Origin of the sequence: Pseudomonas sp. TCU-HL1, assembly GCF_001708505.1 — a bacterium.
Lineage (GTDB): Bacteria > Pseudomonadota > Gammaproteobacteria > Pseudomonadales > Pseudomonadaceae > Metapseudomonas.
Map to the genome: position 1 here is coordinate 1,244,662 of NZ_CP015992.1, position 23,886 is coordinate 1,268,547.

Sequence of the window (23,886 nt, forward strand, 5' to 3'; positions counted from 1 at the left end):
AATATGGACAAAATGTTTATATCCGGCCTCGGGAGCGTCTCCATGTCCAGCACACCGCCCTTCATCCTCCAGCAAGCCGAAGCCCGTCGATTGCTTCAGCAGGTGGATGTCCACCAGGCCATGCGCCGCATGTTCCTCGACCTGGCTGCCGGCGAAGCCGTACAGCCGGCCCAGCAGTTGGTGGAATTCCCCAATGCCAGTGGCGACTTCATCAACTACCTGGGCGTGCTGGCCAAGGATGGGGTTTACGGGGTCAAGACCTCGCCCTACATCAAGACGCCCCAGGGCGCGGTGGTCACCGCCTGGACCCTGTTGATGTCCATGGAATCCGGCCAGCCGCTGTTGCTGTGCGACGCGGGTGAGCTGACCATCGCGCGCACTGCGGCCACCACCGCAGTGGCGGTCGACGTGCTGGCGCCCGAGCAGGCGAGTACCCTCGCACTGATCGGCAGCGGCCCGGTGGCCCGCGCCCACCTGCATTACGTGAAGGGCTTGCGCGAATGGCAGCGTATCGCCGTGTTCTCGCCGTCCCTGGGTGCCGATGCCGAGGCCCAGGCGCACCTGCACGATCAGCACCCACGCGTCGAGATCTGCGTCAGCATTGAGGCTGCGGTCGCCGACGCCGACGTGGTGCTGCTCTGCACCTCGTCTGCCGGCCCGGTGCTGGACCCGCTCAGCCTGGGCAAGCCGGCCCTGGTCACGTCCATCAGCACCAACGCCCCGCGTGCCCATGAAGTGCCGCCGCACGCGTTGGGCGAAATGGATGTCTACTGCGACTACCGCGCCACCACGCCGGGCTCGGCTGGCGAGATGCTGCTGGCCGCCGAGCAGCATGGCTGGAGTCCTGAATCCATCCGTGGCGATCTGCCGGAGCTGGTCAGCGGCCGCTTGCCGCGACCGGACTATCGCCGCCCGGTATTCTTCCGTTCCATCGGTCTCGGGCTGGAAGACATGGCTCTGGCCAACGCCCTCTATCACTTGCAGCGCCAAGGCCAGTGAGGCACTCCATGCACCAGGCTGACTTCATCATCATCGGCGCCGGCATCGCTGGCGCCTCCACCGGCTACTGGTTGTCCCGGCACGGCCGCGTGCTGGTACTGGAACGCGAGGAACACGCGGGCTACCACTCCACCGGCCGTTCCGCTGCCCTTTACACCGTGGCCTACGGCACGCCCCAGGTGCGCGCCCTGACCGCCGCCAGTCGCGCGTTCTTCGATTCACCACCGGAAGGCTTCAGCGAGCACCCGCTGCTGACTCCGCGCGGCGAGATGGTGGTGGATTTCAGCGGTGACGCCGAGGAACTGCAGCGCCAGTTCGACAGCGCCCTGGAAAACGTCCCCGAGATGCGGATGCTCACGCCTGATCAGGCCTGCGCGCTGGTGCCAGTGCTGCGCCGCGACAAGGTGCAGGGCGCCATGCTGGACCCCAGCGCTGCCGATATCGATACCGATGCTTTGCATCAGGGTTACCTGCGCGGTATCCGTCGCAATGGCGGTGAGGTGCGGCACAACTGCGAAGTGACCGGCGTTCGCCGTGAAGGCGAACAGTGGTGGGTGGACACTTCTCAGGGCAACTTCCAGGCACCGACCCTGGTCAATGCCTCCGGTGCCTGGTGCGACCAGCTTGCACAACTTGCTGGCGTCCAGCCCCTTGGTCTGCAACCCAAGCGCCGCGCTGCTTTCATCTTCTCCCCGCCCGAAGGCGTGGATGTGCACCAGTGGCCGGCCCTGGTGAGCCTGGACGAATCCTTCTACTTCAAGCCCGACGCCGGGATGCTGCTGGGGTCACCGGCCAACGCCGACCCGGTGGACCCGCATGACGTGCAGCCGGAAGAACTGGATATCGCTCTCGGCATCTACCAGATCGAGGAACACACCAGCATGAGCATCCGCCGCCCTGCGCGAGTCTGGGCCGGTCTGCGCTCCTTCTTCCCCGATGGTGACCTGGTGTCCGGCTACGATCCGCGTACACCTGGCTTCTACTGGGTGGCGGGGCAGGGCGGCTACGGTATCCAGACGTCCGCGGCCATGGGCGAGGCCAGCGCCTGCCTGATCCTGCGCCAGCCGCTCTCGGAGCACCTGGCTCACTTCGGCCTGACCGAAGCCATGCTGTCCCCCGCGCGGCTGGGATGACGGCGCAGGCGCTTTGCGCCACACTCGCTGCGCCGGGCCTCGTGCCCGGCGCCGATTTTCCCGCTCCAGGAGCCGCTCCATGACCCCTCGCCCAGACCTCGCCCTGGACAACTATCGCGCCATCGCGGATGCCATCGCCACGTTGTTCTTTCCCCATGCCGAGGTGGTGCTGCACGACTTGCGTACACAGAAGATCGACTACATCGCCAACAACATCTCCAAGCGCTGCGTCGGCGACGACGCGGCACTCGAGGACATGCTCAGCGAGGACGTGGACGAGCGGAACATTGGTCCTTACGAGAAACTCAACTGGGACGGCCAGAAGATCCGCTCCGTGAGCACCGTGCTGCGCGATGTCCAGGGCGCACCGCTTGCCGTGCTCTGCATCAACCTGAACATCTCCATGTTCGAGGCGGCCAAGGCGGCCCTCGACCTGTTCCTGTCTTCCAGCAAGCTCATTCCCCAACCCGACGCACTGTTTCGCGACGACTGGCAGGAGCGCATCAACACCTTCCTGCACAACTGGTTACGCCAGCGCCAACTCGGCCTCAACCTGCTGACCCGCGAACACAAGCGAGAACTGGTCCTGGCGCTCCACGCCGAAGGTGCCTTCAAAGGCAAGAGCGCCGCCAACTACGTGGCCAACGTCCTCAACATGGGGCGCGCCACCGTCTACAAGCACCTCAAGGAACTCAAGGAAGAATCGGTCTGACATTCAGACGTCGACATTGTAGGAGCGAGCTCTGCTCGCGATTGCGAGGCCAATTCGCGAGCAGAGCTCGCTCCTACGACAGATTTCTCAGCGATCTTCTCGCAAGCGCCTCCTGAACGCCCTTGGCGTCTCCCCGCACAACTGCTTGAGCAACTTGGCGAAGGTCGCCAATCGCCGTCCTTCCCATTCCGGTCAATACTTCATGCCATACCGCCCTTTGCCGGAGTTGCCCATGGTTCACCCCAACGCCGAACTCATCACACGCTTCTACCAGGCCTTCCAGCGTCTCGACGCCGAAGCCATGGCCGCCTGTTACAGCCCCGACGTGCATTTCAGCGACCCGGTGTTCACCGACCTCAATGGCCGGGAAGCCGCCGACATGTGGCGTATGCTCGCCAGCCGCGCTCAGCAGTTCAGCCTGACCTTCGAGGGCGTCGAGGCCGACGACCTCACCGGTCGCGCCAATTGGGTCGCCACCTACCTGTTCAGCCAGACCGGGCGAATGGTGGAAAACCGCATCCAGGCGCGCTTCCTCTTTGCCGACGGCAAGATCATCGAGCACTACGACAGCTTCGACCTCTGGCGCTGGGCGCGGCAGGCCCTGGGTGCCAAAGGCCTGTTGCTGGGCTGGCTGCCGGCGGTACAGAACGCCATTCGCCAGCAGGCCGCACGAGGCCTGGCCGCCTACCGCACGGGGGCGTTGAAAGACTTGTCTTGATGGGCGCCGCCATTGCCTAATGCCGCGGCTTTCCTTCAGGACGCCGCAATGCCCGAACCCGTCGAAGCCATCCCCGCCGCCAAGCCCTGGTTCGTCTACCTGGTGCGTGCGGAGAACGGCGCGCTCTATTGCGGCATCAGCGACGACCCGCAGCGGCGGTTTGCCCAGCACCAGAGTGGCAAGGGCGCGCGCTTCTTCCACTCCAGCCCGGCCAAGGCGCTGGTGTTCGTCGAAGCCTGCGCCGACAAGCGCGAGGCCCTGCGCCGCGAGCGCGCGATCAAGCAATTGCGCAAGGCGGCCAAGGAGCGCTTGGTCGCCCTCCATCCAGCGGGCTGATGCCGCGCTATCAGGCACAAGGCATGGGCCGCCCCGGTTGCGCCGGGTAAGCTGCGTTATCCACAGACCTGACGCGGAGACCGTCATGCATGAGCTGATCCTGCACCACTACCCGACCTCGCCCTTTGCCGAGAAGGCCCGCCTGATGCTGGGCTTCAAGCAGTTGTCCTGGCGCTCGGTGATGATTCCGCCGGTAATGCCCAAGCCCGACCTCGTCGCGCTGACCGGTGGATACCGCAAGACGCCGGTGTTGCAGGTCGGGGCCGATGTCTATTGCGATACCGCGCTGATCGCTCGCCGGCTGGAAGCGGAAAAGGCGACGCCGGCGTTCTTCCCGGAAGGCCAGGAACTCAACGTTGCCAGCTTTGCCCTGTGGGTGGACTCGGTGGTGTTCCAGCACGCCGTGTCCCTGGTGTTCCAGCCGGAATCGGCGGCGGTACGTTTTGGCAGGCTGCCACCGGAAGCCGTAAAAGCCTTCATGGCCGACCGCGCCGGGTTGTTCAGTGGCGGCAGCCTGACGCGCCTGCCGTTGGAGCAGGCCAGGCACAACTGGCCGGCCATCATGGCGCGTGCCGAACAGCAACTGGCGCGCAGCGAGGGCGATTTCCTCTTCGGTGAAGCGTCCATCGCCGACTTTTCCCTGGCGCACTGTCTGTGGTTCCTCAAGGGCACCCCGGTGACCGCACCGCTGGTGGACAACTACCCGGAGGTGACCGCCTGGCTGGGACGCGTGCTGGGCTTCGGTCATGGTGCACCGTGCGAGCTGGCTTCCAGCGAAGCGGTGGAGATCGCGCGCAACTCCGCTCCGGCGGCGCTGCCCGTTGAAGACTTCGTCGACCCCAACGGCTTCGCGCCTGGCCAGAAGGTGGCGGTGGCGGCCACGGACTATGGCGTCGATCCGGTGGAAGGTGAGCTGGTGTTCGTTGGTTGCGAGGAGATCATCCTGTGCCGCCAGGACGAGCGCGTCGGCGTGGTGCATGTGCACTTCCCGCGACTGGGATTCCGCATCGAAGCGCGTTGAGAGACGCCCACACGAAAAACAAAACCCGGCATCTGCCGGGTATTGCCATTCTCAGTCCTTGCGCCGTTTCAGCTGATCCTTCAGCTGGGTCGGCAACTGGCGGATGATCAGCATGTCGCGGCTTTCGTCGTACTCGATCTTCGAGCCCAGCAGGTGCGCCTCGAAGCTGATCGACAGGCCTTCGGCTCGGCCGGTGAAACGCTGGAACTGGCTGAGGGTGCGCTTGTCCGGCGGAATTTCCGGAGACAGGCCGTAATCCTTGTTGCGGATGTGTTCGTAGAAGGCGCGCGGACGGTCTTCGTCGATCAGGCCAGACAGCTCGTCCAGGGTAATCGGCTCGCCCATCTTGGCCTGGGTGGTGGCGTAGTCGACCAGCGTCTTGGTCTTCTCGCGGGCTTGCTCCTCGGCCAGGTCCTCGCTTTCCACGAAGTCGCTGAAGGCCTTGAGCAGGGTGCGGGTTTCGCTCGGCGGGTCGACGCCTTCCTGGCAGCCGATGAAGTCGCGGAAGTAATCCGACACCTTCTTGCCGTTCTTGCCCTTGATGAAGGAGATGTACTGCCTGGACTGCTGGTTGTTCTGCCATTCGGACAGGTTGATGCGCGCGGCCAGGTGCAGCTGACCCAGGTCCAGGTGCTTGGCCGGGGCTACTTCCAGCGAGTCGGTCACGGCGACGCCTTCGCTATGGTGCAGCAGGGCAATGGCCAGGTAATCGGTCATACCTTGCTGGTAGTGGGCGAGGAGCACATGGCCGCCTGTGGAGAGGTTGGACTCTTCCATCAGTTTCTGCAGGTGCTCGACGGCCTGACGGCTGAAGGCGGTGAAGTCGCGGGCGCCATCCTGGTATTCCTTCAACCAGCCGCTGAAGGGATAGGCGCCGGATTCTTCATGGAAGAAACCCCAGGCCTTGCCTTGCTTGGCGTTGTAGCTGTCGTTGAGGTCGGCCAGGAGGTTTTCCATGGCCTGGGACTCGCCCAGTTCGCTATCCCGGGCATGCAGCGCGGCGGCGCTGCCGTCGGGCTTCTTGTCGATGAAGTGAACGATGCAGTGGCGGATGGGCATGGATCTTCGCTCTCAGGGGCACATCCGGCGCGTGGCGCGCCGGCAGGAAAAGTGCGCCAGTTTACCCGACCTGCTCCTCGGCTGCCTGCCGTCTCTGTACCGCCTGCAGCCGTTCGATCACATAACGCAGGTGCATATGCAGGTCGTACAGCTCGTTGGAGTAAGAGAGCGGCACCTCCACCCTGGCCAGGCGCTGCTCGAGTTTCTCCAGTTGCTCGATCTCGGCGGCGAGTTGCTCCGGCGGAGTGTCCTTGCCCAGCTTGCGATCGATCTCGCGCAGGTCTTTGTACCAGCGGTAGATGCGCGCGCGGATGCGCCAGCGGTAGATGGGGCCCACCGCCTTGGACAGCGGAATCATGATCACCAGCAGCGGGATCAGCAGGATGATGTAACGGTCCGCCAGGGAGGCGATGCGGAAGGGCAGGTAGCGCTGCAGGATCGGCAGGCCCTTCTCGTAGTAGTAGTCGGCTTCGTCCAGGGTCGAGAGGGTTTGCGGCTTGGCGCTGGGGTAGATGCCGGGTGGGTCGAGCAGTGTGCCGTTCTTCATCACCTCGCGGGCGGCTTCGAGTATCAGCGGCGTGAGCGAGGGGTGGAATTCGTCATTGGCCACCAGGGTCGCCACCGGCGCCAGGGTGCGGATGTCCTGGGAGGGGCTGTTGCTGGCCAGGTTGAGCAAGCCTTCGCCGACTTCGAGTCTGGTCAGATAGGGCAGGCGCGCACGGTAGGCCGCACTGCGGCGCAGGCTGAACAGGTCCAGTTCGGGGCTGGCCGCCAGGCGTTGCACGACGGCACTTTCCGCTGGCCCGAGGAAGAATCCCGCATCCAGTTCGCCGGTCAGCAGGGCGCTGGCGGCCGGGGTGCCGCTCACGGGTTGCCATTGCGGCGGGTAGCGTTCGGAGGTGATCTGGTTGGCGCCGAGGATCGCATCGCTGACCGAGCGGGTGCCGCTGTTTTCCGCGCCGATGGCCACTCGCAGCGGCAGCAGGTCGGCCATGCTGTCGATCTGCAGTTCCTTGCGTTTGAACAACCAGAGCGGCTCCTGATACATGACGCCCAGGCCATGCAGTCGCTCGCGTGCCTTCTGGTTCAGGGTGAGTTCCTGGCCGCTCTGCACCAGGGCGATTTCCACCGTGCCGCTCTGCAGCTTGGCCAGGTTGTCCCGAGAGCCAGTGCTGCGCACCAGCTCCAGCTCGAACCCCCGCTTGGCCAGTTCCGCCTTGAGCTTCTCGCCGAAGGCGTGGTAACCGCCGGACGGGCTGCCGGTGGCCAGCCGCGCGTGCATGGGCGGCGGCGGGGCGACGAAGTAGAAGAGGGCGCCCACCAGGGCCGCCATCACCGGGATCAGCCAGAGGTTGGCCAGCAGCATGATCTTGATGTCGCGAAAGAGGCGTTGCATGTCAGTCCTTGTCTGCAGCGAATGCTGGGAAGGATAGCGGCTCTGCGGTTGCCAGGCCGTCCAGGAAATGACAGGGTTGCCGGCATTTCCGTTCCGCCGATGTGGTTCCCGATGCGCATTCTCCATACCTCCGACTGGCACCTGGGCCAGCACTTCATGGGCAAGACCCGCCAGGCCGAGCACCAGGCCTTCTGCCGCTGGCTGATCGAACAGGTGCGCGAGCGGCAGATCGATGCGGTGCTGATCGCCGGCGACGTGTTCGACACCGGGGCGCCGCCCAGCTACGCCCGTGAGCAATACAACCAGTTCATCGTCGAACTGCGCGATACCGGCGCCAGCCTGGTGGTACTGGGCGGCAACCATGACTCGGTGGCTATGCTCGGCGAAAGCCGTACCCTGCTGGCGCAACTGGATACGCGAGTGGTGCCGTCGGTGGGGACTGACTTGGACGAACAATTGCTGGTGCTGAAGCGCCGTTCGGGTGAGCCGGGCGCCATTCTCTGTGCCATTCCCTTCATCCGCCCGCGCGACGTGCTGCAGAGCCAGGCCGGGCAGAGCGCGGCGGACAAGCAGCTGTCCCTGCAGCAGGCGATCCAGGATCACTACCAGCAGCTCTTCGCCCTGGCCGGGCAGCGACGCGTCGAACTGGGCGGCGGCCTGCCCATCGTCGCCACCGGCCACCTGACCACCGTGGGCGCCAGTGCCAGCGAGTCGGTACGGGAAATCTACGTCGGTGCGCTGGAAGCCTTCCCCACCAGCGCTTTCCCCGCGGCGGACTACATTGCCCTCGGACATATCCACAGGCCGCAGAAGGTCGGTGGCCTGGAACACATCCGCTACTGCGGTTCGCCCATTCCGCTGTCCTTCGACGAGGCGCTGCAGCAGAAGGAAGTGCTGCTGGTGGAGTTGGACAGCATCGGTCTGCACAAGATCGAGGCGCTGCCGGTACCGCGCTTTCAAGCCTTGCACTCACTGCGTGGAAGCCTGGCGGACCTGCCTGAGCAACTGGCCCGGGTGGCGCGTGAGGGAACTCCGGAGCGGCCGGTCTGGCTGGAAGTGCAGATCAGCACGGACGATTACCTCAACGACCTGCAGACGCGCCTGGTAGCCCTCTGTAAGGGGTTACCGGTGGAGGTCTTGCGCATCCGCCGCGAGCGCGGCAATACCCAGCCGGGCTTGCAGAGCGAGGCACGGGAGACGCTGGATGAGCTGAACCCGGAAGAGGTGCTGGACAAGCGCCTGGAGGGCGAGGAGCTGGATGACACCTTGCGCAAGCATCTCCAGGGGTTGCACCGTGAGGTGCTGGCCGGGCTGCAGGAGGAACAGGCATGAAAATCCTCAGCCTGCGCCTGAAGAACCTCAACTCGCTCAAGGGCGAGTGGATGATCGACTTCACCGGCGAACCTTTCGCCAGCAGCGGTCTGTTCGCCATCACTGGCCCTACCGGTGCCGGCAAGACCACGCTGCTCGATGCCATCTGCCTGGCTCTCTACCACCGCACGCCGCGCATGGGCACGGTGTCCGCCAGCATCAACGAGCTGATGACCCGCCACACCGCCGACTGCCTGGCGGAGGTGGAGTTCGAGGTGAAGGGCGTGGCCTACCGCGCCTTCTGGAGCCAGCGTCGGGCTCGCGACAAGGCCGATGGCGGCCTGCAGCCCCCCAAGGTGGAACTGGCGCGAGTGCTGGATGGCGAAATCCTCACCGACAAGATCAACGACAAGCTCAAGCTGACCGAGAGCCTGACCGGGCTCGACTTCGAGCGCTTCACCAAATCCATGCTGCTGGCCCAGGGGGGGTTCGCCGCTTTCCTGGAGGCCAATGCCAACCAGCGCGCCGAGCTGCTGGAAGAACTGACGGGCACCGAAATCTACGGGCGCATCTCCCAGCGGGTGTTCGAGCGGACCCGCGAAGTGAAGGCCGGGCTGGACCAGTTGCGCGCCCGCGCAGACGGCGTGGAGCTGCTGGGCGACGAGGCCCGCGCGGTCTTGCAGCAGGAGGCTGAAACCCTGGCCGGCGACGCGCAGCAGCTGCATGTGCGTCAGGCTGACGTGCAACGCCAGCGCCAGTGGCGCGATGAGCTGGATGCCGCCCTGGCCCGCCAAAAAGGCGCTGAGCAGCAGGGCCTGGCTGCCCGTGCAGCGCTGGAGCAGGCCCAGCCGCAGCTGGCGCGCCTCGCCGCAAGCGAGCCGGCCACCCAGTTGGTGCCGTTGCACCGCGATTGGCAACGGGCCCAGCAGCAGTTGAACCAGGGCGAAAGCGAGTTGCGGGTGACCCGCCATGAGCTGCAGACCCTGGCCGAACGCATCCTGGACCAGCTTTGGCAGGGCGCTCAACTGGGCGAGCAGTGGGTGCAGGCCCGGCATCAGGCCCTTGAAGGCCTTCAGGCCGAGCAACAAGCCCTGCAGCAGCGCCTGGCTGCCCATCCGCAGAGGTCCCGTCTGGGCGAGCACCTGGGGGGCTGGAAGGCCGAAATTTCTGCCCAGACCCGACGCCTGCGCGACCTGGCTGAGTTGCAACGTGGCCAGAGCGAGCTGAAACGCCAGGGAGAACTGCTGGAGGCACGTCTGGAGCAGGCCCGAGCGACCCAGGGCATCGCCCAGTCCGAGCAGGGCCAGGCTCAGCAAGCCGAGATCGAAGCGCAACGACTGCTGGACGACCTGCTCGCCGGGCAGGACGATGCCGCCCTGCGTGCCCAGTGGCAACAGCTTCTGGAGCGGGGCGGGCATCTGGAGCGCCTAGAGCAGTTGTCCCAGCAGCGTCGGCAGTTGGCCGAGCGACAGGCTCGCGCCCGTGAGCAACGTCAACCCCTGCTGGATGAGCACGGGTCCCTTTCCGAGCAGCGCGACGCCCTGCGTCGTCGCTTCGCCGAGCTCAAGCAACAGATCGCCGACAAGGAAAAGCTGCTCGAGCAGGAGCAGCGCATCCAGCAACTGGAGGCCTATCGCGTCGCACTGCAGCCGGGCGAAGCCTGCCCGTTGTGTGGTTCCCACGAGCACCCGGCCATTGCCGAATACCAGGTACTCAATCTCTCGGCTACCCAGCAGGCACTGCAAGGCTGCAAGGTGGCGCAGGACGAAGTACGCCAGCAGGGTGAAACCCTGAGCCAGCGCCTGGCTACACTGGATGCCCAGATCGCCCAGCTCGGTGAAACCCTGCAAGGCACCGAGGTCGAGCAGCGCGAGTGCGTCGAGCGTTGGCGCCAGGTGTGCCAAGCGCTCGACTTGCAATTGCCGGACCTGGTCGCCTTGCAGGCTGAGCGGCAGACGCATGCCGAACAGCTGGAGGCCTTGCAGGCGCGCCTGGCGCGCCTGGACCAGTTCAAGGCGGCGCTGAGCAGTGCTCGTGAGCAGCGCCAGCAGCGCGACCAGTCGCTGCAGGAGCGTGGCAGTCAGTTGGCCCTGCTGGAGCAGGAGCAGGCCGGCTTGCGTCAGCAGGAGGCGTCCAGCGCCCAGCGTCTGGAGCAATTGGACAACCAGCAGCGCGAAGCTCGCGACCACCTGGCGGCCAGTTTGGCGCTAATGGGCTACAGCTTGCCGGAGGCCGGGGAAGCCTGGCTGGCCGAGCGCGAGGCCGAATGGTTGCAGTGGCAGCAGGACCAGGCCGCCAGCCAGCAATTGGACGGTCAACTTCGCGACCAGCAACACGCCTTTGGCATCGCCCGCGAGCAGGCACGTCTCTGGCTGGGACGCTGGCAGGCTTCCGGGCAGCCCGCGCAGGCGCCACTGGCACCGGCGGACGATCCTCAGGCCGCGCTGACCGCGGTGCAGGCCGAACTGGAGAGCACCCAGCAACGCCTCAACCAGCTGAAAGGCACCGAGCAGAGCCAGAGCCAGCGGGCCCAGGAGGCTCGCCACCAGCTTCAGTTGCAACTGGACGCCTGGCGCCAGGGGTTGTCCGTCAGCCCCTTCGCTGACGAAGCGGCCTTCCTTGCGGCGCTGCTGGACGATGCCGAACGCACCGCATTGCAGGACCTGCAGCAGCGGCTCAAGCGCGATCTCAGCGATGCCGAGGCCCTGTTGGCTGACGCCGGCAAGCAGGCTGAGCGCTTACAGGCTGCGCCCCAGAGCGAGCTGGACCGCGAGCGGCTGGAGGCCGAATGGCAGGTGTTGGGCGAGCGGATGCGTGAGCTCAGCCAACGGCAGGGCGAACTGCGTGCCCAACTCAGCGGCGACGAGCAGCGGCGGCAGAGTCAGCAGGCGTTGTTCGCTGAAATCACCCGCCAGGAGGCCGAGTACGACCTCTGGCAACGCTTCAATGGATTGGTGGGGTCGGCTGACGGTGCCAAGTACCGCAAATTCGCCCAGGGGCTGACCCTCGACCATTTGGTGCACCTGGCCAACCTCCAGCTGCAACGCCTGCATGGGCGCTACCAATTGGCGCGGCGCCAGGGCGGCGAACTGGAACTGGAAGTGGTGGACACCTGGCAGGCCGACATCGTCCGTGACTGCAAGACCCTCTCCGGCGGCGAGAGCTTCCTGGTCAGCCTGGCGCTGGCGCTGGCCCTGTCGGACTTGGTCAGCCACAAGACCAGCATCGACTCGCTGTTCCTCGACGAAGGCTTCGGCACCCTCGACGGCGAGACGCTGGAAGTCGCCCTCGATGCCCTGGATGCGTTGAATGCCAGCGGCAAGATGATCGGGGTGATCAGCCACGTGGAGGCACTGAAGGAGCGTATCCCGGTGCAGCTCAAGGTGCACAAGGGTGTGGGCATGGGTTACAGCCGGCTGGATGCCTGCTTCGCGGTGGGGGCGTAGATCGGGCAATCACTGTGGGAGCGAATTCATTCGCGATTGAAATTGCTCCCACAACGGACGCCGAGGCTTGGTGCAGGGTGGGCTTCAGCCCACCTCCATCACTACCAGCGTTCCTTGCGCCAGGCTTCGCGCTGCGCGGCATCGAGGAAGGTCCAGGCGACGAAGCGGCTCTGCTTCTGGCCCTGGGCCATCTCCAGCACGCGGATTTCCATGGCGTCGCTGCGGCGCAGGCGGGCTTCCATGCCGGGCAGGTTGCCGCCCTTGGAGACCAGGCTGCTGAACCACAGCACCTGCTCCTTGAACTGCACGCTCTCGTCCACCATTCGTTGCAGGAAGCCGACCTCGCCACCGTCGCACCAGAGCTCAGCGTTCTGGCCACCGAAGTTCAGCACCGGCAGCTTGCGCTTGGGATCGAGCTTGCCGAGGTTCTTCCATTTGCGCTGGCTGCCACGGGTGGCTTCCTCTAGCGAGCTGTGGAAGGGCGGGTTGCACAGCGTCAGGTCGAAGCGCTCGCCGGGCGCGACCAGACCCTTGAAGATGTGCTTCGGCTGGGGCTGATGGCGCAGGTCGATGGCACCGTCCAACTGGTTGGACTGGATGATCGCGCGCGCCGAACCAAGGGCTGTCTGGTCGATGTCGGCACCGGTGAAGTGCCAGCCGTATTCGCTATGGCCGATCAGCGGGTAGATGCAGTTGGCGCCGACACCGATATCCAGCGCCTGGATGCCCTTGCCGTGCGGAATCTGCCCGCCGTTATCCCCGGCCAGCAGGTCGGCCAGGCCGTGCAGGTAGTCGGCGCGACCGGGTATGGGCGGGCAGAGGTAGCCAGCGGGAATGTCCCAATGCTGGATGCCGTAGAACTGCCGCAGCAGGGCCCGGTTGAACACCTTGACCGCCTCCGGGTCGGCGAAGTCGATGCTCTCCTTGCCGTAGGGGTTGGTGATGACGAAGCGCGCCAGCTCCGGGCTGCCCTGGATCAGCTGGGGAAAGTCATAGCGGCCCTGATGGCGATTGCGTGGGTGCAATTGCCCCTTGGTTGGCGCAGCGGGCGGCTTGGCGTTGGCAGGGCGGGGGCGCTTGGATGGTTGCGGCATGTTGGCAGAGTCGGCAAGGGAAACGCGGCATTTTCCCACAGGCGATGCCATCCAGTCAGGTGAGGTTCAGGACTCGCCCCAGGTAGTCGAAAAACAGGCAGTAGACGGCGATGGGGAGCGGCAGGCCGAGCAAGGTCCCCACAAGGTAGTAGCGAAACCGCACGCCGCTGAGGCTGAGCGCGTAGTTGAGGGCCGGAACGGTCTGGAACAGGACCCGCAGCAGCGCAATGACGGTCACCGGGCGTTCGTGGAGGTGGGCGATGATGCGCTGTGCCAATCGGTTATCCAGATTGCGCAGGGCATTGCCGCCCAGCAAGCGGATCAGCAGGAAGGTACAGCAGCAGGAAAAGGTCGCGGCCAGGTAGGTGGTCAGGCCGCCCCAGAGGCGTCCCAGGGCGAGCACCGCGGCGGCGAGGAAGATCCAGCCCGGAATCTGGATCAGGTTACCCACCGCGAACAGCAAGGCGAAGAGCAGCAGGCCCCAGCCCTTGTGGGCCAGCAGGGTGTCATGCAGGTACTGCAGGCTCAGGTTGTCGCGCAGCCCACTTAGCTGGAAGGCGGCCAGCAACAGGCCCAGGAACAGGGCCACCAGCAGCAGGCGGCGGTACTTGTACATGGTAAGGGCTCCAGCGTTGTCCCTTACATTGAAGCCCAATGGGGTAGGGTGCGCCGTGCGCACCGGGTAACGGCGTTGGTTACGTGAATGTCTCGGTTTAGAGCGGGAACAGCAGCGGCACAAACAGCACGCTGACGATCATCACCAGCAGGGTAAAGGGCACGCCTACCTTTACGAAGTCGCCGAAGCGGTACTGTCCGGGGCCCAGCACCAGGGTATTCACAGGCGACGAGATGGGCGTCATGAAGGCGGCGGAAGCAGCCAGGGCGACGATCATCGCGAAGGGGCAGGGCGACATCCCCAATTGCTGGGCCGTGGCAATGGCCACCGGCGCCATGAGTACGGCGGTGGCCGTGTTGGAGATGAACAGGCCGATCACCGCCGTGACGATGAACAGGCAGGCGAGCATGGCGTAGGGCCCGGCATTGCCGAGCAGGGCGACCAGCCCCTTCACGGCCAGGTCGATACCGCCGGTCTGTTGCAGGGCCTGGGCGAAGGGCAGCATGCCGACGATGAGGATCAGCGTGGGCCAGTGGATGGCGCGATAGGCGCTGTCCAGGTCGATGCAGCGGAAGGCGCCCATCAGCAGGCAGCCGATCAGCGCGGCCATCACGTTGGGTACCAGGCCGCTGACCATCAGGAAGATCATCACCGCCAGGCTCAGCAGGGCGTAGGGTGCCTTGCGCGCGGTGGGCGCCACCTCATCCACAGGGCGACTATGACCAGCAGGGCAACCACGTCCATGCGTGGCTTGTTGAGGACGAACAGGGTGATGGCGGCCACGAGCAGGCCCAGCACCATCAGCAGATCGAGGTTCAAACAGGAGCTCCCAGTGACTGGCGGGGGCGGCAGTTTGTCAGGGGTAACCCAGGATGGCCTTGATCTGATGCAAGTTAGCGGCGATCCAGCGCTTGTCGATGGCGCCCCAGTCGCGAATCAGGTAATGCCCGGCATTATTGCGCTCGCCGGCTTCCTGCTCGAAGTGGCAATCGATATCCAGCTCGGCCAGGGCCAGCAGGGTGTCCTGGGCAGTGCGGCGGGGCATGCCGGTGGCGTCCATGATGGCCGGGACGCTGGTGGCGGTGCCGCTGTCGATCAGCCAGGCGACGTAGAGGCGACGGTAGTAGCTGGTCTTGGTTTTGCTGATTTCCATGGGCGGTCCTTGCGCTGCTGGCGATGCAATGAACGAGGCCCGCAATAGCGGGCCTCGTTGGGGGTTACAGGCTGGCGATTCGCGCGCGCTGTTCGGTCAGGTTGGCCAGGGCCTGTTCGGCTTCGGCCAGCTTGGCGCGCTCCTTCTCGATCACGTCGGCCGGCGCCTTGGCGACGAAGCCTTCGTTGCCCAGCTTACCGCCGACACGCTTCACCTCGCCGTCCAGGCGCTGGATTTCCTTGTCCAGGCGGGCGAGCTCGGCGCCCTTGTCGATCAGGCCGGCCATGGGCACCAGCACCTGCATGTCGCCTACCAGGGCGGTGGCGGACATCGGGGCTTCTTCACCGGCGGCCAGGATGCGGATGGACTCCAGCTTGGCCAGCTTCTTCAGCAGCGGCTCGTTGTCGGCCAGGCGGCGACGGTCTTCATCGTTGGCATTGGCGAGCAGCAGGTCGATGCGCTTGGCCATGGAGATGTTCATCTCGCCACGGATCTGCCGCACGCCGAGCATCAACGCCTTGACCCATTCGATGTCGCCTTCGGCGGCGTCGTCGATGCGTGCCTCGTTAGCTACCGGCCAGGGCTCCAGCATCAGGGTGGCGCCGTTCTTGCCGGCCTGGGCCTTGATGCGCTGCCAGATTTCTTCGGTGATGAAGGGCATGAAGGGGTGTGCCAGGCGCAGCGCCACTTCGAGCACGCGGATCAGGGTGCGGCGGGTGCCGCGCTGGCGCTCGATCGGGGCGTTTTCGTCCCACAGCACCGGCTTGACCAGTTCGAGGTACCAGGCGCAGTACTGGTCCCAGATGAACTCGTAGAGGGTCTGGGCGGCCAGGTCGAAGCGGAACTGGTCGAGATGGCGGGTGACCTCGGCCTCGGTGCGCTGCAGGGCGGAGATGATCCAGCGGTCGACGGAGGACAGTTCCACCGGCTCGTCGTTGACGCCGCAGTCCTGGCCATCGGTGTTCTCGATGACGAAGTTGGCGGCGTTCCACAGCTTGTTGCAGAAGTTGCGGTAGCCCTCGACGCGGCCCATGTCGAACTTCACATCACGGCCGGTCGAGGCCAGCGAGCAGAACGTGAAGCGCAGGGCGTCGGTGCCGTAGCTGTTGATGCCCTCGGGGAACTCCGCCCGGGTCTGCTTGGCGATCTTCTCGGCCAGCTTGGGCTGCATCATGCCGCTGGTGCGTTTTTCGAGCAGGGTGTCGAGGTCGATGCCGTCGACGATGTCCAGCGGGTCCAGGACGTTGCCCTTGGACTTGGACATCTTGTGGCCCTGGGAGTCGCGGACCAGGCCGTGCACGTACACGGTCTTGAACGGAACCTGCGCGGTGCCGTCCTCGTTCTTCACCAGGTGCATGGTCAGCATGATCATGCGCGCGACCCAGAAGAAGATGATGTCGAAGCCGGTGACAAGCACGTCGGTGGGGTGGAAGGTCTTGAGGAACTCAGTCTGTTCCGGCCAGCCCAGGGTGGAGAAGGTCCACAGGCCGGAGCTGAACCAGGTGTCCAGCACGTCCTCGTCCTGCTCCAGGGCGATGTCGCCCAGGTTGTGCTTGGCGCGCACTTCGGCCTCGTCGCGGCCGACGTAGACGTTGCCTTCCTCGTCGTACCAGGCCGGGATGCGGTGGCCCCACCAGAGCTGGCGACTGATGCACCAGTCCTGGATGTCGCGCATCCAGGAGAAGTACATGTTCTCGTACTGCTTGGGCACGAACTGGATGCGGCCGTCTTCCACGGCGGCGATGGCGGGTTCGGCCAGGGGTTTGGTGGAGACGTACCACTGGTCGGTCAGCCAGGGTTCGATGACGGTGCCGGAGCGGTCGCCCTTGGGCACTTTCAGCGCGTGGTCTTCGATCTTCTCCAGCAGGCCGAGCTGTTCGAAGGCGGCGACGATTCGCGCGCGCGCCTCGAAGCGGTCGAGACCGGCGTACTCGGCCGGTAGGCTGCCATCGACTTCGTGGTTGACGTTGCCGTCCAGGTTGAACACGTGGGCGTGGGCCAGTACCGCGGCGTTCTTGTCGAAGATGTTGATCAGCGGCAAGTTGTGGCGCTTGCCGACTTCATAGTCGTTGAAGTCGTGGGCCGGGGTGATCTTCACGCAGCCGGTGCCGAACTCGGGGTCGCAGTACTCGTCCGCGATGATCGGGATGCGGCGGCCCACCAGGGGCAGCTCGACGAAGGTGCCGATCAGGTTCTTGTAGCGCTCGTCTTCCGGGTGCACGGCGACGGCGCTGTCACCCAGCATGGTTTCCGGACGGGTGGTGGCGACGATCAGGTAGTCCTTCCCGTCGGCGGTCTTGTGGCCGTCGGCCAGCGGATAGCGCAGGTTCCACAGGCTGCCTTTCTCGTCGTGATTTTCCACTTCGAGGTCGGAGATGGCGGTGTGGAACTTGGTGTCCCAGTTGACCAGGCGCTTGCCGCGGTAGATCAGGCCGTCTTCATGCAGGCGCACGAAGGCTTCCTTGACCGCTTCGGAGAGGCCGTCGTCCATGGTGAAGCGCTCGCGCGACCAGTCCACGGAGGAGCCGAGGCGGCGGATCTGGCGGGTGATGGTGCCGCCGGACTGTTCCTTCCATTCCCAGACCTTGTCGAGGAACTTCTCGCGGCCGAGGTCGTGGCGGCTGACACCCTGGGCGGCCAGTTGGCGCTCCACCACCATCTGGGTGGCGATGCCGGCGTGGTCGGTACCCGGCTGCCACAGGGTGTTGCGACCCTGCATGCGGCGGAAGCGGATCAGCGCGTCCATGATGGCATTGTTGAAGCCATGACCCATGTGCAGGCTGCCGGTCACGTTCGGCGGCGGGATCATGATGGTGTACGGGTCGCCGGAACCTTGCGGGGCGAAGTAGTGGTTCTTCTCCCAGGTCTGGTACCAGGAGGTTTCGATGGCGTGGGGCTGGTAGGTCTTGTCCATGGTTCGGCGGGGACCCTAGAGGCGTCTGAACGGGAAAACGAAAGAGTATAACGGCAACGGACCGTCGAAAGCATTGGCGCGCGTTGCAGGCGGTGCCCGGTGGTTACCGGGCGGGGTGGATCACTGCCGGCGCGGAGGCAGAAGGCGGGTCAGGCGGGCCTCGAGGCGTCGCTTGAGTTCGGCTTCGATCTGCGGCACGAAGTCGTCGATCACGTCTTGCAGGATCAGCTGCGCGGCGGCGCGCAGCTCGCTGTCCAGGCGCACCAGTTCGGGGTTGCCGGCGGCCGTCATGCGCTGGCGAATGGCATCGGCCAGCGGCTGCGTGGACGCCAGGGGCGGCGCGTCCGGTTCCGGTGACGGGACGGTGGCAGCCTGAAGCGGGGCGGGCGGTGGGGTGGCCAGGACAGGCGCTGCCTGTGGTGCCGGGGGCGGCTCGACGATTTCAGACAGCAGCGGAATGCCGTCGGCATCCAGACTGTCGGTCAGCAGAGGCGGCTCATTGCCGCTGGGCTCATCGCCAAGCAGTGCGCGGATGGATTCGAGGTCGTCCAGCAGGTGCGCTGGCTCAGGGGGGATCTTCGGGGTGTCCATGGGGCGGTTACGACTAGAGTTCGACTCGTTTCGGATCATAGCCCCGCTGCCGGTAGGCGCGGAAATTCTCCCGGCAGGCGGCGAGCAGGTCGGGTTCCTGGTTGACGATCTCGATGACCCGGCTGAAACGCTCGACGTGAGGCGAAATGCTCGAAGCGAGGTTGATCAGCAGGCCTTGCGGGACCGCGGGCTCTTCGTCCAGGGCCAGCACTACCGGAGCGTTGGCGTCGTCGTCGATGAGGCTGTGAGGAATGAAGCTTTCGGCGCGAAAGCGCCAGAGCAGCTGGTCCAGCTCGTCGCGCTGGGCGGCATCGCTGCAGCGCAGCAGGACCGGCAGTCCGTGCCGCCAGCCCTTGGCCGCCAACTGGCAGGCCGCGCGAAGGCGGTCCGCCGGGTTGGTCGAGGAGAGTACGTAGAACTCTATCCTCACTTGATACGGTCCAGCAGGAACTGCGTGAGCAGGGGTACCGGGCGGCCGGTGGCGCCTTTATCCTTTCCGCCGCTGATCCAGGCGGTACCGGCGATGTCCAGATGCGCCCAGTGGAACTTCTTCGCGAAGCGCGACAGGAAACAGCCAGCGGTGATGGTGCCGGCCTTCGGACCACCGATGTTGGCGATGTCGGCGAAGGGGCTGTCCAGTTGCTCCTGGTACTCGTCGAACAGCGGCAACTGCCAGGCGCGGTCATCGGCGTATTCGCCGGCCTGGAGAATCTGCTTCACCAGGCCGTCGTTGTTGCCCATCAGGCCCGAGGTGTTGCTACCCAGGGCGACGATGCAGGCGCCGGTAAGGGTGGCGATGTCGATCACTGCTTGCGGCTTGAAGCGCTCGGCGTAGGTCAGGGTGTCGCACAGCACCAGACGGCCTTCGGCGTCGGTGTTGAGGATTTCCACCGTCTGCCCGCTCATGGTGGTGACGATGTCGCCCGGACGGGTAGCGCCGCCGCTGGGCATGTTCTCGGCGCAGGCCAGCAGGCCTACCAGGTTGATCGGCAGTTGCAGCTCCAGCACGGAGCGGAAGGTACCGAGCACGCTGGCGGCGCCGCACATGTCGTACTTCATCTCGTCCATGCCGGCCGCCGGCTTGATGCTGATGCCGCCGGTATCGAAGGTGATGCCCTTGCCAACCAAGGCGAAGGGTTTGTCGTCCTTCTTGCCGCCCTGGTAGTTGAGCACGATCATCCGCGGCGGTTGCTCGCTGCCCTGGGCCACGGCGAGGAAGGCACCGGCGCCGAGCTCCTTGAGCTTCTTCTCGTCGAGCACTTCGACCTTGAGATTCTTGTGCGCCTTGGCGAGGGTCTTGGCTTCCTCGGCGATGAAGCTGGGGTGGCAGAGGTTCGGCGGCAGGTTGCCGAGATCGCGGGTGAAGGCCATGCCATTGGCGATGGCCTGGGCGTGCAGGCTGCCACGCTCGACATCGGCCTGGTGGGCCTTGTCCACCAGCAGGGTGACTTTCTTCAGCGCGTTGGGGTCGGCTTTCTGGCTCTTGAAGCGGTCGAAGACGTAGGCGCCATCAGCAAGGGTTTCCACCATCAGGCGGGCCTTGCCATAGGCGTCGCGGCCTTTCACGGACAATTCGTCCAGGGCCAGGGTGGCGTCGCTGCCGCCAAGACCTTTCAGCACGCCGTTCACGGCGGCGATCATTTTGCGGAACTGGCGGTCAGAGAGTTCGCGCTCCTTGCCGGTGCCCACCAGCAGCACGCGTTCGGCCTTGAGGTTGGGGAGGCTGTGCAGAAGCAGGGTCTGGCCCACTTTGCCGGCCAGGTCGCCACGCTTGAGCAGGGTGGAGATGGCGCCGCCAGCGGCAGCGTCAAGGGCCTTGGCCGCATCGCCGAGCTTGCGCCCTTCGCCGACCGCGACGACCAGCGTGGCGGTTTTCAGGGTTTCCAGACGGGCGCTTTTGACGAGGAATTCCATGACATGTGTCCCCAAGACAAAGAACCGGGATTAACGGATAATGCCGGCTATTTTTTCAGTGGCCCGTCAGATCGGCGGGCTGGCCATAAAGCGGCTAGTTTGAGCGTAGCCGCCCGAGCCTGACAACCCTGGAGTGTCTGGTTTTGATTGTCTTCCGTTATCTCTCCCGCGAGGTCCTGGTTACTCTGAGTGCGGTCAGTGCCGTGCTGCTGGTAATCATCATGAGCGGCCGTTTCATCAAGTACCTGGCGCAGGCCGCACAGGGTGCGTTGGACCCCGGTGTGCTGTTCCTGATCATGGGGTTCCGGATTCCCGGTTTCCTCCAGTTGATCCTGCCCCTGGGGCTGTTCCTTGGTTTCCTGCTGGCCTATGGCCGTCTCTATCTCGAAAGTGAAATGACTGTGCTCAGTGCTACCGGCATGAGTCAGCAGCGGCTGATGGCCTACAGCCTGGCACCGGCTTTGCTGGTCGCCTTGCTGGTGGCCTGGCTGAGCCTGGGCCTGGCGCCACAGGGTGTGAGTCAGGTGGCGCGCATCCTGAATGAGCAGGATGCGCTGACCGAACTCGATACGCTGGTGCCCGGGCGTTTCCAGGCGCTCAAGGGCGGCGGCCGGGTGACCTACACCGAGACGCTCTCCGCTGACCGGGGCGAGCTGGGAGGCGTGTTCATCTCCGAGAAGCGCTTGTCGCGCCAGGATGGCAAGGACCGTGGCATCGGCGTTCTGGTGGCGGAGAAGGGCCACCAGGAGATCCAGCCGGATGGCAGCCGCTATCTGATCCTCAAGAATGGCTACCGTTACGACGGCAATCCCGGCAAGGCCGACTACCGCATCATCCAGTACGAAACCTACGGCGTGCTGTTGCCCAAGCCGGAAATCACCTCCGAAATTGGCGAGCGTGAGGCGGTGCCCACGTCATCGCTGATCGGCAGCGACGATCCACGTTACCAGGCCGAGTTGCAGTGGCGCCTGTCCATTCCGCTGCTGGTGTTCGTGGTCACCCTGCTGGCGGTGCCGCTGTCCAGGGTCAACCCGCGCCAGGGCCGCTTCCTCAAGCTGCTGCCGGCGATCCTGCTGTATATGGCGTACCTGGCCCTCCTGATCGCCGCTCGCGGCCAGTTGGACAAGGGTCGGATTCCCATGGCGCTCGGCTTGTGGTGGGTGCATGGGCTGTTCATCGCGGTCGGCCTGCTGTTGTTGTACTGGGAGCCTCTGCGCCTGAAGTGGGCGGCTCGTCGTGATGCCCGTGAGGTGGCCCATGGTTAGGTTGGATCGTTACATCGGTACCAGTGTGTTCTTCGGCATCCTCGCGGTGCTGGGGGTCATCGTCAGCCTGGCGGCGCTGTTCGCGTTCATCGATGAGCTGGGCGACCTCGGCGGCGATTATGATGTGTTCGCGGCGGCCTGGTACGTGTTCCTGACCCTGCCGCGCCGGATCTACGACATGCTGCCCATGGCGGCGCTGATCGGTAGCCTGATCGGCCTCGGCACTCTGGCGAGCAGCAGTGAACTGACCGTGATGCGCGCTGCTGGCGTTTCTATCGGCCGTATCGTCTGGGCGGTTATGAAGCCCATGCTGGTGCTGATGCTGGCAGGGGTGCTGATCGGCGAGTACGTGGCTCCGTGGAGCGAAAACCTCGCCCAGGCAAGCCGCTCCCTGGCCCAGGGCGGAGGTGAAGCGCAAAGCTCCAAGCGCGGCCTGTGGCATCGTCAGGGCGAAGAGTTCGTGCACATCAACGCCGTGCAGCCCAATGGCGTGCTCTACGGCGTGACCCGCTACCGTTTCGATGGCGAGCGTCACATGCAGTCCGCCAGCTTCGCCAAGCGTGCCCTGTACCAGGGCGACCACTGGCAACTGGAAGATGTCGCCACCACCCACTTCCGTGGGGACCACACCGAGGTGGTCAGCAACGTCACCGAGCGCTGGGATGTCCAGCTCAATCCGCAGCTGCTGGGTACGGTGGTGATGGAGCCCGAGGCGCTGTCCATCACAGGGCTTTGGCGTTATACCCACTACCTGGCCGAGCAGGGCCTGAACAACGGCCGCTACTGGCTGGCCTTCTGGACCAAGGTGTTGCAGCCTCTGGTGACGGGGGCGCTGGTGCTGATGGCGATCTCCTTCATCTTCGGCCCTCTGCGCTCGGTTACGCTTGGGCAGCGGGTATTCACCGGTGTGGTGATCGGATTCGTGGTGCGCATCAGTCAGGACTTGCTTGGGCCGTCGAGTCTGGTGTTCGGCTTCTCGCCGTTGTTCGCGGTGCTGGTGCCTGCAGGTATCTGTGCCCTGGCGGGTCTGTGGTTGCTGAGGCGCGCGGGCTGATCCGCGATCGCGCTATGAAAAAGCCGGCATTTCGCCGGCTTTTTCATGGGTTCATTTCTTGTGCGCCGCCTTGGGGAGGTGGACTACCTGAGTATCGGAGTAGATGTCGTGCCAGGTGCGTTTCTCCTTGTCCCACAGGCTCCAGAAGAAGCCCAGGCCCAGGGTCAGCCAGGAGCCGATGGCGATCACGAAGCGCAATAGCGCCTGCCACAGGCTGATGGCCGAGCCATCCTTGTTCTGTACGCGAATGCCCCAGACCTGCATGCCGAGGGTTTGGCCGTTGTGGGTCCAGAACTTGGCAAAGAAACCGAACAGGGCGAACACCAGCAGGGTGGAGAGTACTGGGTCGCCGGAGAGGGCACCCTGGTCGGCCAGCTGGCGCAGGCGCTCGCTGCCGTAGATCAGGCGCAACACGACCTGCTGGTAGAAAAGCGTGACCACCATGAGCAGGGCGACGCAGAGCAGGAAGTCGTAGAAGATCGCGGCGAAGCGGCGAATGAGCCCGGCGGTGGGGAAGTCGCCCTGGGGGCGCAGCTGATGTTTCGGCATTGCAGGCTCTTGGCGTGTGGGAAGCGCGCCATTCTAGCAGCCGATCAGCAGACACAAAAAAGCCCCTGATGTTTCCATCAGAGGCTTTCGGCGAAGCTCAGGATCAGTTAACGACCTGAACCTTGTCAGCCTGCATGCCTTTCTGGCCTTGTACGGCTTCGAAGGTAACCTTCTGGCCTTCTTTCAGGCTACGGAAGCCGGAGCCTTCGATAGCGCGGAAGTGAACGAACAGATCCGGGCCGCTTTCCGGGGTGATGAAACCAAAACCTTTCTCGTCGTTGAACCATTTGACGGTGCCGGTTTGACGATTCGACATATCTTTAATCCTTGAAACTGAAGTTGATGACAGCCTGCTGTTCACTGGTGCGCCAGAAGGGCTGGAACTGGTTGCAAAGAGGTAAGAGAAGTCGAGCGGGATGTAGCGGATCTGGTGATCTACCGCATCAGGTCACGATTCAACAGCGACCCATGCAAACACAGTTGACCAACTCTACGCTAAGTCCTGCGCTAATGCCAAGCCCCGAAGGGGCAAACTTTACAGGCGGGAGAAAAGGCCCGGACGGGCGGGAAAACAAGGGGAGGAGCCTGAAAAAGGCTGAGGATAT

22 protein-coding genes and 1 pseudogene are annotated in these 23,886 nt (G+C 64.8%); 10 read left to right on the forward strand and 13 right to left on the reverse strand.

Going from position 1 to position 23,886, the window contains the following annotated elements:
* Nucleotides 1–42: 42 nt before the first annotated feature.
* The 6 genes from THL1_RS05765 (at nucleotide 43) to THL1_RS05790 (ending at nucleotide 4,919) form a co-directional block, all read left to right on the forward strand.
* Complete coding sequence (locus THL1_RS05765; RefSeq protein ID WP_069082362.1) at nucleotides 43–999, forward strand: ornithine cyclodeaminase family protein; 957 nt, start codon at nucleotides 43–45, stop codon at nucleotides 997–999.
* 8 nt (nucleotides 1,000–1,007) lie between these two features.
* Nucleotides 1,008–2,132 (forward strand): NAD(P)/FAD-dependent oxidoreductase, encoded by a 1,125-nt coding sequence (locus THL1_RS05770; protein ID WP_069082363.1) that lies wholly within the window; start codon nucleotides 1,008–1,010, stop codon nucleotides 2,130–2,132.
* A gap of 79 nt (nucleotides 2,133–2,211) precedes the next feature.
* Entirely contained in the window at nucleotides 2,212–2,844 is a 633-nt protein-coding gene (locus THL1_RS05775; protein ID WP_069082364.1) for a helix-turn-helix transcriptional regulator, read from the forward strand.
* Between the two features lie 232 nt (nucleotides 2,845–3,076).
* On the forward strand, nucleotides 3,077–3,562 hold the full coding sequence (locus THL1_RS05780) for a nuclear transport factor 2 family protein (protein ID WP_069082365.1): 486 nt from the start codon (nucleotides 3,077–3,079) through the stop codon (nucleotides 3,560–3,562).
* 48 nt (nucleotides 3,563–3,610) lie between these two features.
* Nucleotides 3,611–3,898, forward strand: coding sequence for a GIY-YIG nuclease family protein (locus THL1_RS05785; protein ID WP_069082366.1), 288 nt, complete (start codon nucleotides 3,611–3,613; stop codon nucleotides 3,896–3,898).
* Nucleotides 3,899–3,983: 85 nt separating this feature from the next.
* Nucleotides 3,984–4,919: a glutathione S-transferase family protein gene (locus tag THL1_RS05790; protein WP_069082367.1), complete on the forward strand. Its 936-nt coding sequence runs from the start codon at nucleotides 3,984–3,986 to the stop codon at nucleotides 4,917–4,919.
* Nucleotides 4,920–4,970: 51 nt separating this feature from the next.
* Here THL1_RS05790 and yejK read toward each other — a convergent pair whose 3' ends face one another.
* The gene (gene yejK, locus THL1_RS05795; protein ID WP_069082368.1) at nucleotides 4,971–5,978 is read right to left on the reverse strand and encodes a nucleoid-associated protein YejK; all 1,008 of its coding nucleotides are present in this window, start codon (nucleotides 5,976–5,978) and stop codon (nucleotides 4,971–4,973) included.
* Between the two features lie 61 nt (nucleotides 5,979–6,039).
* Nucleotides 6,040–7,374, reverse strand: a complete 1,335-nt coding sequence (locus THL1_RS05800; protein ID WP_069082369.1) for a TAXI family TRAP transporter solute-binding subunit — start codon at nucleotides 7,372–7,374, stop codon at nucleotides 6,040–6,042.
* A 111-nt stretch (nucleotides 7,375–7,485) separates the two neighbouring features.
* Between THL1_RS05800 and sbcD the strand changes: the two genes are divergently transcribed.
* Nucleotides 7,486–8,706, forward strand: coding sequence for an exonuclease subunit SbcD (gene sbcD / locus THL1_RS05805; RefSeq protein WP_069086423.1), 1,221 nt, complete (start codon nucleotides 7,486–7,488; stop codon nucleotides 8,704–8,706).
* The gene (locus tag THL1_RS05810) at nucleotides 8,703–12,131 is read left to right on the forward strand and encodes an AAA family ATPase (RefSeq protein ID WP_069082370.1); all 3,429 of its coding nucleotides are present in this window, start codon (nucleotides 8,703–8,705) and stop codon (nucleotides 12,129–12,131) included. The genes sbcD and THL1_RS05810 overlap by 4 nt, the downstream gene beginning before the upstream one ends.
* Before the next feature lie 101 nt (nucleotides 12,132–12,232).
* Here the strand turns inward: THL1_RS05810 and rlmF are convergent, their stop codons facing one another.
* From rlmF to THL1_RS05850, 9 genes and pseudogenes are all read right to left on the reverse strand, one after another.
* Complete coding sequence (gene rlmF / locus THL1_RS05815; protein WP_069082371.1) at nucleotides 12,233–13,225, reverse strand: 23S rRNA (adenine(1618)-N(6))-methyltransferase RlmF; 993 nt, start codon at nucleotides 13,223–13,225, stop codon at nucleotides 12,233–12,235.
* Between the two features lie 55 nt (nucleotides 13,226–13,280).
* A complete protein-coding gene (locus THL1_RS05820) occupies nucleotides 13,281–13,841 on the reverse strand; it encodes a TVP38/TMEM64 family protein (protein WP_069082372.1) in 561 nt (186 codons plus the stop codon).
* Between the two features lie 97 nt (nucleotides 13,842–13,938).
* Nucleotides 13,939–14,550 (reverse strand): annotated as a pseudogene (locus THL1_RS05825) (SLC13 family permease); the annotation flags it as partial.
* Entirely contained in the window at nucleotides 14,502–14,660 is a 159-nt protein-coding gene (locus THL1_RS30070; protein ID WP_161490958.1) for a hypothetical protein, read from the reverse strand. The gene THL1_RS30070 and the pseudogene THL1_RS05825, both read right to left, overlap by 49 nt.
* A gap of 37 nt (nucleotides 14,661–14,697) precedes the next feature.
* The gene (locus THL1_RS05830; protein ID WP_069082373.1) at nucleotides 14,698–14,994 is read right to left on the reverse strand and encodes a winged helix-turn-helix domain-containing protein; all 297 of its coding nucleotides are present in this window, start codon (nucleotides 14,992–14,994) and stop codon (nucleotides 14,698–14,700) included.
* 64 nt (nucleotides 14,995–15,058) lie between these two features.
* Entirely contained in the window at nucleotides 15,059–17,908 is a 2,850-nt protein-coding gene (locus THL1_RS05835; RefSeq protein ID WP_069082374.1) for a valine--tRNA ligase, read from the reverse strand.
* Nucleotides 17,909–18,028: 120 nt separating this feature from the next.
* Nucleotides 18,029–18,499: a DNA polymerase III subunit chi gene (locus THL1_RS05840; RefSeq protein ID WP_069082375.1), complete on the reverse strand. Its 471-nt coding sequence runs from the start codon at nucleotides 18,497–18,499 to the stop codon at nucleotides 18,029–18,031.
* 13 nt (nucleotides 18,500–18,512) lie between these two features.
* On the reverse strand, nucleotides 18,513–18,929 hold the full coding sequence (locus THL1_RS05845) for a DNA polymerase III subunit chi (RefSeq protein WP_069082376.1): 417 nt from the start codon (nucleotides 18,927–18,929) through the stop codon (nucleotides 18,513–18,515).
* Nucleotides 18,926–20,413 (reverse strand): leucyl aminopeptidase, encoded by a 1,488-nt coding sequence (locus THL1_RS05850; protein WP_069082377.1) that lies wholly within the window; start codon nucleotides 20,411–20,413, stop codon nucleotides 18,926–18,928. Before THL1_RS05850 ends, THL1_RS05845 begins: the two co-directional genes overlap by 4 nt.
* 143 nt (nucleotides 20,414–20,556) lie before the next feature.
* On the opposite strand from THL1_RS05850, the gene lptF reads away from it, so the two are divergent.
* Entirely contained in the window at nucleotides 20,557–21,678 is a 1,122-nt protein-coding gene (gene lptF, locus THL1_RS05855; RefSeq protein WP_069082378.1) for an LPS export ABC transporter permease LptF, read from the forward strand.
* The gene (gene lptG / locus THL1_RS05860; protein ID WP_069082379.1) at nucleotides 21,671–22,732 is read left to right on the forward strand and encodes an LPS export ABC transporter permease LptG; all 1,062 of its coding nucleotides are present in this window, start codon (nucleotides 21,671–21,673) and stop codon (nucleotides 22,730–22,732) included. Before lptF ends, lptG begins: the two co-directional genes overlap by 8 nt.
* A gap of 51 nt (nucleotides 22,733–22,783) precedes the next feature.
* Here the strand turns inward: lptG and THL1_RS05865 are convergent, their stop codons facing one another.
* Together THL1_RS05865 and THL1_RS05870 are read right to left on the reverse strand one after the other, a co-directional pair.
* Nucleotides 22,784–23,281 (reverse strand): RDD family protein, encoded by a 498-nt coding sequence (locus THL1_RS05865; RefSeq protein ID WP_069082380.1) that lies wholly within the window; start codon nucleotides 23,279–23,281, stop codon nucleotides 22,784–22,786.
* A gap of 103 nt (nucleotides 23,282–23,384) precedes the next feature.
* Nucleotides 23,385–23,597: a cold-shock protein gene (locus THL1_RS05870; protein ID WP_016491057.1), complete on the reverse strand. Its 213-nt coding sequence runs from the start codon at nucleotides 23,595–23,597 to the stop codon at nucleotides 23,385–23,387.
* Nucleotides 23,598–23,886 lie beyond the last annotated feature (289 nt).

Excerpts from the sequence above, each read along its gene's own strand:
- THL1_RS05770 (WP_069082363.1), top strand. The coding sequence starts at position 1,008 with ATGCACCAGGCTGACTTCATCATCATCGGCGCCGGCATCGCTGGCGCC.
- sbcD (WP_069086423.1), top strand. The coding sequence starts at position 7,486 with ATGCGCATTCTCCATACCTCCGACTGGCACCTGGGCCAGCACTTCATG.
- THL1_RS05835 (WP_069082374.1), bottom strand. The coding sequence starts at position 17,908 with ATGGACAAGACCTACCAGCCCCACGCCATCGAAACCTCCTGGTACCAG.
- THL1_RS05850 (WP_069082377.1), bottom strand. The coding sequence starts at position 20,413 with ATGGAATTCCTCGTCAAAAGCGCCCGTCTGGAAACCCTGAAAACCGCC.
- rlmF (WP_069082371.1), bottom strand. The coding sequence starts at position 13,225 with ATGCCGCAACCATCCAAGCGCCCCCGCCCTGCCAACGCCAAGCCGCCC.
- THL1_RS05830 (WP_069082373.1), bottom strand. The coding sequence starts at position 14,994 with ATGGAAATCAGCAAAACCAAGACCAGCTACTACCGTCGCCTCTACGTC.
- THL1_RS05765 (WP_069082362.1), top strand. The coding sequence starts at position 43 with ATGTCCAGCACACCGCCCTTCATCCTCCAGCAAGCCGAAGCCCGTCGA.
- THL1_RS05800 (WP_069082369.1), bottom strand. The coding sequence starts at position 7,374 with ATGCAACGCCTCTTTCGCGACATCAAGATCATGCTGCTGGCCAACCTC.
- THL1_RS05775 (WP_069082364.1), top strand. The coding sequence starts at position 2,212 with ATGACCCCTCGCCCAGACCTCGCCCTGGACAACTATCGCGCCATCGCG.
- THL1_RS05840 (WP_069082375.1), bottom strand. The coding sequence starts at position 18,499 with ATGGACACCCCGAAGATCCCCCCTGAGCCAGCGCACCTGCTGGACGAC.
- THL1_RS05865 (WP_069082380.1), bottom strand. The coding sequence starts at position 23,281 with ATGCCGAAACATCAGCTGCGCCCCCAGGGCGACTTCCCCACCGCCGGG.
- THL1_RS05820 (WP_069082372.1), bottom strand. The coding sequence starts at position 13,841 with ATGTACAAGTACCGCCGCCTGCTGCTGGTGGCCCTGTTCCTGGGCCTG.
- THL1_RS05790 (WP_069082367.1), top strand. The coding sequence starts at position 3,984 with ATGCATGAGCTGATCCTGCACCACTACCCGACCTCGCCCTTTGCCGAG.
- THL1_RS05810 (WP_069082370.1), top strand. The coding sequence starts at position 8,703 with ATGAAAATCCTCAGCCTGCGCCTGAAGAACCTCAACTCGCTCAAGGGC.
- THL1_RS05785 (WP_069082366.1), top strand. The coding sequence starts at position 3,611 with ATGCCCGAACCCGTCGAAGCCATCCCCGCCGCCAAGCCCTGGTTCGTC.
- THL1_RS05870 (WP_016491057.1), bottom strand. The coding sequence starts at position 23,597 with ATGTCGAATCGTCAAACCGGCACCGTCAAATGGTTCAACGACGAGAAA.
- yejK (WP_069082368.1), bottom strand. The coding sequence starts at position 5,978 with ATGCCCATCCGCCACTGCATCGTTCACTTCATCGACAAGAAGCCCGAC.
- THL1_RS05780 (WP_069082365.1), top strand. The coding sequence starts at position 3,077 with ATGGTTCACCCCAACGCCGAACTCATCACACGCTTCTACCAGGCCTTC.
- lptG (WP_069082379.1), top strand. The coding sequence starts at position 21,671 with ATGGTTAGGTTGGATCGTTACATCGGTACCAGTGTGTTCTTCGGCATC.